This is a genomic window from Mesorhizobium sp. WSM4871 (genome assembly GCF_055811295.1).
The window spans coordinates 307632-319511 of record NZ_JBVVPU010000001.1; the positions used below are offsets into that span (position 1 = coordinate 307632).

The 11880-nt window shown below is 63.9% G+C and carries 11 protein-coding genes and 1 pseudogene; 9 read left to right on the plus strand and 3 right to left on the minus strand.

The window, feature by feature from the left end:
• Positions 1-113 precede the first annotated feature (113 nt).
• The gene (locus tag AC0L2H_RS01585) at positions 114-1778 is read right to left on the minus strand and encodes an amidohydrolase (protein ID WP_473588546.1); all 1665 of its coding nucleotides are present in this window, start codon (positions 1776-1778) and stop codon (positions 114-116) included.
• A 142-nt stretch (positions 1779-1920) separates the two neighbouring features.
• On the opposite strand from AC0L2H_RS01585, the gene AC0L2H_RS01590 reads away from it, so the two are divergent.
• The 7 genes from AC0L2H_RS01590 to AC0L2H_RS01620 all read left to right on the plus strand — a co-directional run bounded on the left by AC0L2H_RS01590 (position 1921) and on the right by AC0L2H_RS01620 (position 9669).
• Complete coding sequence (locus tag AC0L2H_RS01590) at positions 1921-2952, plus strand: histone deacetylase family protein (RefSeq protein ID WP_473588547.1); 1032 nt, start codon at positions 1921-1923, stop codon at positions 2950-2952.
• Between the two features lie 364 nt (positions 2953-3316).
• Complete coding sequence (gene flaF / locus AC0L2H_RS01595) at positions 3317-3664, plus strand: flagellar biosynthesis regulator FlaF (RefSeq protein ID WP_473588548.1); 348 nt, start codon at positions 3317-3319, stop codon at positions 3662-3664.
• Positions 3665-3868: 204 nt separating this feature from the next.
• On the plus strand, positions 3869-5512 hold the full coding sequence (locus AC0L2H_RS01600; RefSeq protein WP_473588549.1) for an MFS transporter: 1644 nt from the start codon (positions 3869-3871) through the stop codon (positions 5510-5512).
• Between the two features lie 290 nt (positions 5513-5802).
• On the plus strand, positions 5803-6663 hold the full coding sequence (locus tag AC0L2H_RS01605; RefSeq protein WP_473588550.1) for an FAD binding domain-containing protein: 861 nt from the start codon (positions 5803-5805) through the stop codon (positions 6661-6663).
• Positions 6663-7139 carry a (2Fe-2S)-binding protein gene (locus AC0L2H_RS01610; RefSeq protein ID WP_473588551.1) on the plus strand — a complete coding sequence of 159 codons (477 nt, stop codon included), beginning with the start codon at positions 6663-6665 and terminating at the stop codon, positions 7137-7139. Before AC0L2H_RS01605 ends, AC0L2H_RS01610 begins: the two co-directional genes overlap by 1 nt.
• A 2-nt stretch (positions 7140-7141) precedes the next feature.
• Positions 7142-9406, plus strand: a complete 2265-nt coding sequence (locus AC0L2H_RS01615; protein WP_473588552.1) for a xanthine dehydrogenase family protein molybdopterin-binding subunit — start codon at positions 7142-7144, stop codon at positions 9404-9406.
• 17 nt (positions 9407-9423) lie between these two features.
• Positions 9424-9669: a MoaD/ThiS family protein gene (locus tag AC0L2H_RS01620; protein ID WP_473588553.1), complete on the plus strand. Its 246-nt coding sequence runs from the start codon at positions 9424-9426 to the stop codon at positions 9667-9669.
• A 277-nt stretch (positions 9670-9946) separates the two neighbouring features.
• Here the strand turns inward: AC0L2H_RS01620 and AC0L2H_RS01625 are convergent, their stop codons facing one another.
• On the minus strand, positions 9947-10459 hold the full coding sequence (locus AC0L2H_RS01625) for an OmpA family protein (RefSeq protein WP_473588554.1): 513 nt from the start codon (positions 10457-10459) through the stop codon (positions 9947-9949).
• Positions 10460-10468: 9 nt separating this feature from the next.
• Positions 10469-11128 carry a L,D-transpeptidase gene (locus AC0L2H_RS01630; RefSeq protein WP_473588555.1) on the minus strand — a complete coding sequence of 220 codons (660 nt, stop codon included), beginning with the start codon at positions 11126-11128 and terminating at the stop codon, positions 10469-10471.
• 114 nt (positions 11129-11242) lie between these two features.
• Between AC0L2H_RS01630 and AC0L2H_RS01635 the strand changes: the two are divergent.
• Together AC0L2H_RS01635 and AC0L2H_RS01640 are read left to right on the plus strand one after the other, a co-directional pair.
• Positions 11243-11617 (plus strand): annotated as a pseudogene (locus AC0L2H_RS01635) (molybdopterin cofactor-binding domain-containing protein); the annotation flags it as partial.
• A 17-nt stretch (positions 11618-11634) separates the two neighbouring features.
• A complete protein-coding gene (locus tag AC0L2H_RS01640) occupies positions 11635-11880 on the plus strand; it encodes a MoaD/ThiS family protein (protein ID WP_473588556.1) in 246 nt (81 codons plus the stop codon).

Consider the following 11880-nt stretch of genomic DNA (forward strand, 5'->3'; position numbering starts at 1 on the left):
TTGCGTCCGCTCTTCCTGGCGGATCCGGTTCCCACTCGATTGTCAGCACACGGCGCGTAGCTTGGCAAGCATACATCTGAATCCCGGTTCAGAACGCAATTCCCGTGCCACGCTCAGGCCTGATAGGTGACCTTGCCGCCACAGATGGTCGTCACCGGTCGCACCCTATGCAGCGCGTCAGGTGCGGTGGCCTCGATATCGGCGGAAAGCACCACCAGATCGGCGAGATAGCCTGACTTCAAGCGGCCCTTGCGATGTTCTGTGAATTCCGCATGGGCGCCCTCCACCGTGTAGCCGGCGAGCGCTTCATGCAGCGAAAAACTCTGGTCGGGATCGCCTTCTGCCCAAGGTTTGCGCAAGATCGCCGCCTGCATGCCCAGGATCGGATCGATCGGCGACACCGGCCAGTCCGAGGCGAAGACGACGCGCGCGCCGGCATTCTTCAGCGTTCGCCAGGCATAGCTCAACGGCCAGCGCGCAGGCCCAATGCGCGATACGGTCGGCTCCAGGGGAAAGTCCATGGCGCCGGGCGGATGTGGCGGCTGCATCGACGCAATGACGCCGAGTTCGGCGAAACGCGGCACGTCGGCCGCGGTAATGACTTCGATGTGCTCGATTCGATGCCGGCTGTCGCGCCTGCCATTTTTCGTGATCGCCGCTTCGTAGCCGTCGAGCACGGCGCGCACCGCGCCGTCGCCGATCGCGTGCACCGCGATCTGCAACTCACGCTTGTCGACCACCACGGCGAGTTCGGCAAACTGCAGCGGCGTAAACAGCGGCTCGCCCACCCAATCCGGCCGATCGGCATAGGGTTCGACCATGACAGCAGTCCATGAATCGAGCACGCCGTCATAGAACACCTTGACCATGCCAGACGACAGCCATTCGCCCTGGTAGCGTTCGGTCATGATCGACGCCTTGTCGAGCATGTCATGCGTCATGAAGTTCTTGTAGTGGAACGGCACCTTGACGCGGCACGGCAAGCCTTCCTCGGCTTCGATCTCGGCAAGCAGCTCGAGCTGGTAGAGATTGCCGTCCATGTTCTGGATCGAGGTGATGCCGTGACGCGCGCACCAGGCGAGCCCGCGCCGCATGATGTCGCGATCGGCGGCGCGTTCGGCCGGCGTCGGCATCGGATCCGGCTCGCCTCCGGTCGCCAGCCCCAACCGTACCCGGCTTTCGCCGGCAAGATCGAGCACCGGGCCGAACGCCTCGCCTTCGCGCAATTCGCCGTCGGCAAGCCCATCGGCGCCCATGACGATCTCGTTGCCGGGACCGAGCGCACGCCCCCGCAGGATGCCAGCCATCTCCAGCGCCCTGGTGTTGGCCCACATCGTGTGATGGTCGGGCGCCGCCATGCAGAAGGGCCGATCCGGCAAGATGGCATCGAGATGATGGCGCGTCACGCGTTCGGCGCCGAGCACGGTATAGTCGACACCTTGCCCGACCAGCATTCTTGCGTCGGGCAGCGATTGCGCATAGGCGCGGATCGCCTTTTGCAGCGCATCGAAACCGGCAACGCCGGCAAGTTGCAGATGGGCAAGTTCAGCCGCGCCCGAAAACAGATGCATATGCGCTTCGATGAAGCCCGGCACGACCGAGCCACCTTGCGCATCGACAGTCCTGGTGGAGGGGCCTTTCAGGGCCTCGATCGTCTTGCGCTCGCCGACCGCCAGGATCACGCCACCGCCGATTGCAACCGCCTCAGCCACCGGGTCGTCCTCATCCATGGTCAAAACGCGGCCATTGATGACGATCAGATCGGCGGTTGAACTCATGATTGCCTGCTGGTTGACTGCAATTCCGGCACGCTAGACGACCAGCCACCGTGCCAGCAAGCCATAGCCGCTTGGCCCAACGACTTGTGTAAGATGGCACCGCATGGTTACGGTCGCTCCGCCTCGCCATGGAAGGATTTTCATGAAGACTGTTTTTTCGCCGCTTCACGCCGGCCATGCCGGCAATGTGGAACTGATTTCGGGCGCCATCGTGCCGGCTTTCGAAAAGCCCTCGCGCGCCGAGTTCATCAAAGCGCGCGTTGAGAGCGAAAAGCTCGGCCCGGTCCTGTCGCCAGAAATCCACAATCTCGATGCCGCGAAAAAGGTGCATACGGGCGATTACATCGATTTCCTGCCGACGGTGTGGCCGCTCTGGGAAGCATCGGGCCGGACCGGTTCGGCGATGCCCTTCACCTGGCCGACGCGCGGCCTGCGTGGTGACGTGCGCCCGAAAACCATCGACGCGCAGCTTGGTTTCTACTCCTTCGACGGCGGCGCCACCTTCGTCAAAGGCACCTGGGACGCGATCAAGTCGTCCTATGACGTGGCGCTGACGGCGGCGGGCCTGGTCAAGGCCGGCGAACCGTCGGCCTTCGCGCTGTGCCGTCCGCCCGGACACCATGCAGGTGCGGCCTTCATGGGCGGCTATTGCTTCATCAACAACGCCGCCGTCGTTGCGCAATGGTTTCGCGACCAGGGCGCCAGGCGTGTCTCGATCCTCGATGTCGACTACCATCACGGCAACGGCACGCAGGAGATCTTCTATAGCCGCGGCGACATCCAGGTCATCAACCTGCATGCCGATCCGATGACCGAATATCCATTCTTCCTCGGCCATGCCGACGAACGCGGCGCCGGCCCCGGCGAAGGCTTCAACCTTAACTACCCCATGCCGTTCGGCACGTCATGGGATGGCTGGAACGCCTCGCTGGAGGATGGCTGTGCCAAGCTGACCGCTTACGCTCCCGATGTCGTCATCGTCTCGCTCGGCGTCGACACTTTCGAGAAGGACCCGATCAGCCAGTTCAAGCTGAAGAGCGCCGACTATCCCAGGATCGGCCGCCGCATCGCCGGGCTCGGCCTGCCGACGCTGTTCGTCATGGAAGGCGGCTATGCCGTCGAGGAGATCGGCATCAACGCCGTCGGTGTGCTCACCGGTTTCGAGGACCGGTAGGAAGAAATCCGCCGCTCGCTGATCAATTTTTTGGTCAATGGTGAATCGACAGAATCCGCTGTCTCAAATCGCGTTTGAAGTCGGATTCGTCTGCGGTTAGATTGTACCCGAATCAGCCGTTCCTCGGGGGGCGCGGCGACCACCCAAAGTCTTACGCTCCGGAGCCATTCCGGGGCCGGATGCGGATAGCTTCGCGTTCCCTGGAAAGGTCCGATTGGACGCGGTCCCCGTGTCCTTGCGTGTGCCTTCGTGAAAGTGATGCGTATTCGGGTCCGGCCGCTGGCGACGTCAGCAGCCGGGCATCAGGAATTGCGGCAACCCGGCCTGACGCGATAACTCTCAACGGAACGATAGAGCGCCAACGATGTATCAATTCTCCCACGCCGACATCCCGATCGGCTCCGTGGCCGACGCAAGGAACCGTGAGAGGCAGCTTCTCACCCGCTCCATCAATATGCTGTCGGCGGCCGCACTCGCCGGCCACGGCTCGACGGAAGCGGTCGAGGCGCTGCATTTCACCAACAGCGTCTGGACAACCTTCGTCGAGGATCTCGGCTCCGGCGACAATGCCTTGCCCAGGGAATTGCGCGCCAATCTCATTTCCATCGGCCTGTGGCTGCTGCGCGAGGCCGAGGATATCAGCCAGGGCCGCACGGACAATTTCGAAGGGCTGATCGAAGTGTCGGCGATCATCAGGGACGGCATTCAATAACCGGCTGAGGCTGCCCGGCAAACGTCGAGGTTGCGGCTGGACAAGTTCCAGCCAGACCGCTTCCGACCTCCGCTATCTTGTTGTTGGACCATCGTCTTTTTCGAGAATGCGTTCGCCCTTTGCGATGTGATGTTCTACTTTGACGGGGCGGTGTGAGAGGACCGATTCACCGGAAGAAGCGCATTTGAAGTCGGGAAGGCATTTATGATCGACGACGAGCCGGACAGCGAACGCGTCTCGGCGCTGGCGCCGTTCCGGCACGGGATTTTCCGAGCCGTCTGGTCGGCCAGCCTGGTCTCGAATTTCGGCGGCCTGATCCAGGGCGTCGGCGCCGCCTGGATGATGACGACGATTGCCACTTCGTCCTATCAGGTCGCACTCGTCCAGGCCTCGACCACTTTGCCGATCATGCTGTTCGCGCTTGTCGCCGGCGCCATCGCCGACAGTTTCAACCGGCGCAAGGTCATGCTGGTTGCCCAGACCTTCATGCTGGTCGTCTCGGTGCTGCTGACGGTCTTCACCTATCTCGGCCTGATAACGCCGTGGACGCTGCTTGCCTTCACCTTCCTGATCGACAGCGGCACGGCGCTCAACAACCCGTCATGGCAGGCTTCGGTCGGCGACATGGTGCCGCGCAACAAGCTGCCGGCGGCCGTCGCGCTCAATTCGCTGGGCTTCAATCTGACGCGCAGCGTCGGTCCGGCGATCGGTGGCATCATCGTTGCCGCCGCCGGTGCCGCCGCGGCCTTTGCCGCGAATGCGGTCAGCTATGTCGGCCTCATCATCGTGCTTGCCCGTTGGAAGCCGGACCTGCCGGCATCGACGCTGCCGCGCGAGACGCTGGGCGCCGCAATGGGCGCCGGCCTGCGCTATGTCGCCATGTCGCCCAATATCGGCAAGGTTCTGGTCAGGGGTTCGGCGTTCGGCTTCAGCGCCGGCGCGGTCCTGGCGCTGCTGCCGCTGGTGGCGCGCGATGTCGTCAAGGGCGATGCCTTGACCTACGGCATCATGCTCGGCGCTTTCGGCATCGGCGCGGTCGGCGGCGCGCTGATCAGCGTCCGGCTGCGCCAGCTCCTGTCCAGCGAGACGATGGTGCGCATGGCCTTCGCTGGGTTCGCGCTTTGCGCTTTCAATGCCGCCATCAGCAGTCATGCCTGGCAGACCTCGCTCGGACTGCTCGTCGGCGGCGCCTGCTGGGTGCTCGCGTTGTCGCATTTCAACGTCACGGTGCAGATGTCGACGCCGCGCTGGGTGGTCGGCCGGGTGCTCTCGGTCTATCAGACGGCGACCTTCGGCGGCATCGCGCTCGGCAGCTGGATCTGGGGCGTCGTCGCCGATACGCATGGCGCCGAAACCGCGCTGATCGCGGCAAGCGTGGCGATGCTGGCGGGCGGCGCCATCGGCCTGCTTTTGCCGCTGCCGCAGCACGCTGTGCTCAACCTCGATCCGCTCAACCGCTTCAAGGAGCCGCATCTTGGACTCGACCTCAAGCCGCGCAGCGGCCCCATCGCCATCATGATCGAATACATCATTCGCGAGGAGGACGTGGCGGAATTCCTCGCCACCATGGCTGAACGCGGCCGCATCCGCCGCCGGGATGGCGCCCGCAACTGGACGCTCGCGCGGGACTTGGAAAATCCATCCGTGTGGATCGAGCACTACCACACGCCGACATGGCTGGAATATATCCGCCACAACAAGCGGACGACCCATGCCGACGCCGTCATCGGCGAGCGAATACGGGCGCTGCACAGCGGCGACGAGCCGCCCCGCGTCCGCCGCATGATCGAGCGCCCGACCACCGCCGGCACAGCGATCGTCATGCCGAAAGGCCCGATCGAGCATTAATGCATGTCGCGCAAAAATGTGCAGCGGTTTTGCGATGACGACATGCTTAAAACAAGAACCTAAAGTATCCGCTTTGATCAAGGGGTTTTAGGGGCCAGACAGCCTTTATGGAATGACAACGATCGATCTGGAGGACCGGCAGGGTGCGCCCGCGGCGACGCCGCTCAGTTCTGGCTCTTTGGGACTGAAATTTTTGTGCCTGGACCAATTCGCGAATGCACGAACAGGATGGCCATTGTAAAGAGACGCTCTATAACGGTTGATCTGATTATGACCACCAAGGGGAGACGATGCGTTACATACGTCCGCTTTCAATAGAAGATGCCGCCGGCCTGCTGGCCGGGTCGACCGGCACGGCCGCCATACTTGCCGGAGGCAGCGACCTCCTGGTGAGAATGAAAGGCGGCTTTATCGAACCCGACCTGATCGTCGACATCAAGGCGATCGAGGGCTTGAGCGAAATCCGGGAAACGTCGGAAGGTTTCAGCATAGGCGCTGCGGTCCCCTGCGCCGTGCTGGGCGAGAGCAAGGCCCTCAAGAAGGCTTGGCCCGGCGTCGTCGAAGCCGCGAACCTGATCGGCTCGAAGCAGGTGCAGGGACGCTGCACCATCGTCGGCAACCTGTGCAACGCCTCGCCGGCCGCCGACAGCGTGCCGGCGCTGGTGGCCGCCGGCGCCAGGGCAGTGATCGTAGGGCCGGCAGGCAGGCGCACGATTGCCGTGGAGAGCGTTCCGACCGGGCCGGGCAAGACGTCGCTGGCCAAGGGCGAGATCATCGAGGCGATCCTGCTCGACAAGCGCCCGCCAGGTTCTGGCGATGCGTATCTGCGTTTCATTCCACGCACGGAGATGGACATCGCGGTGGTAAGCGCCGGCGTCAACCTGACGCTCGATGAGCAAGGACGTGTCAAATCGGCCCGCCTGGCACTGGGCGCCGTGGCGGCGACGGTGATTCTGGTCGAGGAGGCTGCGGAGGTTCTCATTGGCTCCAGGCTTGACGAAGCCACGCTGGAGAGGCTCGCCAAGGTCTGCTCTGGCGCCTGCCGCCCCATCGACGACAAGCGGGGCACCATCGAGTTCAGAAGGAAAGTTGCGGGTGTGCTGGCCAAACGGGCCGCCATCACCGCCTATAAGCGTGCAGGAGGCAAATGATGGCCGGTGTAGCAGTTTCAACGACAATCAACGGCGACAATTTCGAGTACCTTTGCCAGCCCGATGAGACGTTGCTCGACGTCCTGCGCGATCGCCTCGGACTGGCGGGCGCCAAGGAGGGCTGCGGCACCGGCGACTGCGGCGCCTGCAGCATCATCCTCGACGACCGGCTGGTGTGTTCGTGCCTGGTGCTCGGCGCCGAGGCCGAGGGCCGGCACGTCGAGACCATCGAGGGCATGGCGCATGGCGACAGTCTGCATCCGCTGCAGCAGAAATTCCTCGAGCACGCAGCCCTTCAGTGCGGCATCTGCACGCCGGGCTTCCTGATCGCGGCCAAGGACCTCTTGGCCAAGAACCCGGATCCGACCGAGGAGGAAATCCGCTTCGGCCTCGCCGGCAACCTGTGCCGCTGCACCGGCTATGACAAGATCGTGCGCGCCGTCCAGGACGCGGCCAACGTGATGAAGGGAGCATGACGATGAATTTCGATCCACGTTTCGCGGGGCGCAGTTTCACCTCGGTCGGCACCCGCCCCATCCGTCCCGACGGCGTCGACAAGGTGACGGGCCGCGCACGCTACGGCGCCGACTTCAACATGGCCGGCCAGCTGGTCGGGCGTGTTCTCAGAAGCCCGCACGCCCATGCCGTCATCAAGAAGATCGACACCTCGAAGGCGGAGAAGCTCCCCGGCGTGAAGGCGGTGATCACCGCCGCCGACCTGCCCGACCTCACCGACGGCGATGCCGGCATGTACGACATCCTCGACAACTGCATGGCGCGCGCCAAGGCGCTCTATGACGGCCATGCGGTGGCCGCGGTGGCCGCGATCGATGCCCACACCGCCAGGCAGGCGCTGAAGCTGATCGAGGTCGACTATGAGGTGCTGCCGCATGTGACCGATGTCGACGAGGCGATGAAGCACTCCGCGCCTCTCATCAACGACGCCATCTTCACCGAGGGCCTCGAGCAAAAGCCGGTAAAGCCGTCCAACGTCGCCAAGCGCACGCAGTTTGGCCATGGCGACGTCCATCAGGGTTTCGGGCAGGCCGATTTCGTCGTCGAGCGCTCCTTCAAGACCGAGCAGACGCACCAGGGCTATATCGAGCCGCATGCCTGCGTGGCCAATGTCAGCTCCGACGGCACCGCCGACCTCTGGGTCTGCACCCAAGGTCATTTCGTCTACCGCCAGCATTGCGCCCAGCTGCTTGGCATGGAAGCTTCCAAGCTGCGCGTCACATCCTCGGAGATCGGCGGCGGCTTCGGCGGCAAGACCCATGTCTGGGCCGAGCCGGTGGCGCTCGCCTTGTCGCGCAAGGCTGGCCGGCCGGTGAAGCTGGTGATGACCCGCGATGAGGTGTTCCGCGCCTCTGGCCCGACCAGCGCCACCTCGATCGACGTCAAGATCGGCGCCCGCAAGGACGGCACGATCACCGCGGCCGAGGCGACGCTGCGCTACACCAGCGGCCCCTATGCCGGCATGTGGGCCGAGCTTGGCGCCATGACGGCGTTCGCCTGCTACAAGCTCGATAACGTCAAGACCGTGGGCTATGAGGTGCTTGTCAACCGGCCGAAGACGGCGGCCTACCGCGCGCCGTCCGCGCCGATGGCGGCGTTTGCGGTGGAAAGCGCCGTCGACGAACTGGCCAAGCAGATCGGCATCGACCCGGTCGAGTTCCGCGTCAAGAACGCCGCGCAGGAGGGCACCCGCTCCTCCTACGGTCCGGTCTACGGGCCGATCGGCATCGGCCCGACGCTGAAAGCGGCGAAGAACCATCCGCACATGAAGGCGCCGCTAAAGGAAAACCAGGGGCGCGGCATGGCTTGCGGCTTCTGGTTCAACTTCGGCGGCCAGACCTGCACCGACCTCAACATCGGCATGGACGGCTCGGTCTCGCTTGCCGTCGGCACGGTCGATGTGGGCGGCTCGCGCGCGTCGCTGTCGCTCGTGGCGGCGGAGGAGCTCGGCATCGACTATTCCCACGTCAAGGCGATCGTCGCCGACACATCCTCGCTCGGCTACAACGACATGACGGACGGCAGCCGCGGCACCTTCTCCTCCTCCATGGCGACCATCTCGGCCGCCCGCAACGCGATCAGGGTCCTCAGGGAACGCGCCGCGCAGATGTGGGACGTGCCGGTGGACGATGTGCATTGGGAACAGGGCCATGCGATCGCCAGGGGCGAGAAGTACGGCAACCTCTCGCCGCTGTCCTTGAAAGAGATTGCCGCGCAATCCGGCAAGACCGGCGGGCCGATCGCCGGCCACAGCGAGCTCGTCGCCGACGGCGCCGGCGTCTCCTTCGCCACCCATATCTGCGATATCGAGGTGGATCCCGAGACTGGCTCCACCCGCGTGATCCGCTACACGGTCGTGCAGGATGCCGGCAAGGCGGTGCACCCGACCTATGTCGAGGGACAGTACCAGGGCGGTGCCGCGCAAGGCATCGGCTGGGCGCTCAACGAGGAGTATATCTACGGCAAGGACGGGCGCCTGCAGAACTCCGGCTTTCTCGACTACCGCATCCCGGTCTGCTCGGACCTGCCTATGATCGACACGCAGATCCTCGAGATTCCCAATCCCAACCACCCCTACGGGGTGCGCGGTGTCGGCGAGACCTCGATCGTGCCGCCGCTGGCGGCGATCGCCAATGCGGTGTCGAACGCGGTCGGCGTGCGCATGACGCACATCCCGATGTCGCCGCCGCGCATCCTGGCGGCGCTGGAGGCTGAACGGGAAGGCTAGAGCGGGGTCTCGCGCCAATGGTCGAAGTCACCCTCTGGGGCGCGCTTGGCCAGCTCGCCGGAGGCCAGAGCAAGGTCGAGGTCGAGGCCAAGGACATCAGGGAGCTGTTCAGGAAACTGGCTGAACAGTATCCCGGCCTCGAGCCCTTGCTCGAGAAGGGCATTGCTGTGGCGATCGACGGGACGATTTATAGGGATACGTGGTCGAAGGAACTGCCGCCGGGGGCTGAGATTTTCCTGCTGCCGCGTCTGGCGGGGGGATAACTGGACACCCTAGGCTCGACAAAACCACGGCTATTCAAGAGAATTGTTGGCCAGTTCAGCCGGCGAGTTTGGTTCCTTTTCAATGACTGCTTCTGTGTCAATCACAGACATAAAGGCGAGCGATCTACACGTCTGAATTGGGGCGGACTGCCGACGGTCTGCTTTCGAGTCGAACTCTGGAGAAAGCGGTCGCTCCGCTCACGACCTCAGGTCGAACGTATGTTTTCTATACAAACCGGACATGCTCTGATTTGGTGACAAGCAAAACAGCAGCCCTCTAGGGCTCGTCCCTCACATCGCGCAAATTAGACACAACGCGGCGGTTCTGCGACCTGCAGGCGGTGTCGGGGCACTCGCGGACGAGCCTGTCCTTACCGTAGCCCTTCGCCCACATGCGGTTGCGGTCTATGCCGCCGGCGACGAGGTAGTCCATCACCGCATCGGCGCGCTGCTGCGACAGCGCCGTTTCGCTTGCGCCGGGATCATCGGCGAAACCCTGCAGCTTGAGCAGCCAGCGCGGATGCTTTGCTAACCAGGCGATCTGGGTGTCGAGGGTGGCCTTGGCGACAGAATCAAGCGCGGCCGAACCTTGCGTGAAATAGGTGCGGCGGCCGACATTGAGGATAAAGTCCTCCTCGCTGCCCGGCTGCACGTTCTGGAAGCCGGCAATCTCGGCATTGGTGACGTCGGGCGTGGAAGGGGCCAGCGTGTTGCTGGTCGAGCAGGATGCGGCCAGCACCAGCAGGCCGGCGGCGAGCAGCCGGCGCGTATTTTCAATCACGCGGTTCATGAGGCGCCATCATTCGACAGTGGTGGAAGCGGGCGCCTGGTCGGCGATGTGCGGCAGGACCTCCACCGCGGTGCCGATCGGGCAGCGCTGGTAGAGGTCGATGATGTCCTCCGGAAACATGCGGATGCAGCCGCTGGAAGCGTCGGTGCCGATGCTCCATGGCTCCAGCGTGCCATGCAGGCGGTAGCCGGTGTCGGCGCCGTTGCGGTGCAGATAGAGCGCGCGCGGCCCGAGCGGATTGTTGGACGCGCCGCCTGCGACCATGTGCGGTAGGTCCGGCCTGCGCTTACGCATTTCGGGGGGCGGGACCCATTGCGGCCACAGCGCACGGCGATCGATCGTCGCGCGGCCGTACCATTTGAAGCCGTCCTTGCCGACGCCGACGCCGTAGCGGATGGCGGTCTTGTTTTCCATGATGACGTAGAGGAAGTGGTGGCGAGTATCGACCACGACGGTGCCGACCGGCTCGCTGCTGAAATACTTGACGATCTGGCGGTGCCATCTCTTGTCGATCTTGGCGAAGTTGGTCTTGCGATAGACAAAATTGTTGTCGCTGGCGGTACCGGCGAAAAAGGATTTTGCCGCCGCGGCTTGAGCAATATTGCTGGTTGCACCTACCGCGATCAGCGCCAGGCCGCCGAGCACGACACCCCTGCGTGATAAAACCATCGGCAATCCCCCCATGCCTAAAGCCTGGCGGACCATAGTTGAGAATTATTTCGCCTCAAAGTGGAAAATGCTACGTTGCTTCAGTCCGCCGTTCGCGGACCGGCAGCTTCTGCGGTCGTGCAGGACGCTGGCAAGGCGGTGCACCCGACCTATGTCGAGGGACAGTACCAGGGCGGTGCCGCGCAAGGCATCGGCTGGGCGCTCAACGAGGAGTATATCTACGGCAAGGACGGGCGCCTGCAGAACTCCGGCTTTCTCGACTACCGCATCCCGGTCTGCTCGGACCTGCCTATGATCGACACGCAGATCCTCGAGATTCCCAATCCCAACCACCCCTACGGGGTGCGCGGTGTCGGCGAGACCTCGATCGTGCCGCCGCTGGCGGCGATCGCCAATGCGGTGTCGAACGCGGTCGGCGTGCGCATGACGCACATCCCGATGTCGCCGCCGCGCATCCTGGCGGCGCTGGAGGCTGAACGGGAAGGCTAGAGCGGGGTCTCGCGCCAATGGTCGAAGTCACCCTCTGGGGCGCGCTTGGCCAGCTCGCCGGAGGCCAGAGCAAGGTCGAGGTCGAGGCCAAGGACATCAGGGAGCTGTTCAGGAAGCTGGCTGAACAGTATCCCGGCCTCGAGCCCTTGCTCGAGAAGGGCATTGCGGTTGCGATCGACGGGACGATCTATCGCGATACGTGGTCGAAGGAACTGCCAAAGGGCGCGGAGATTTTTTTGTTGCCGCGGTTGGCTGGGGGGTGA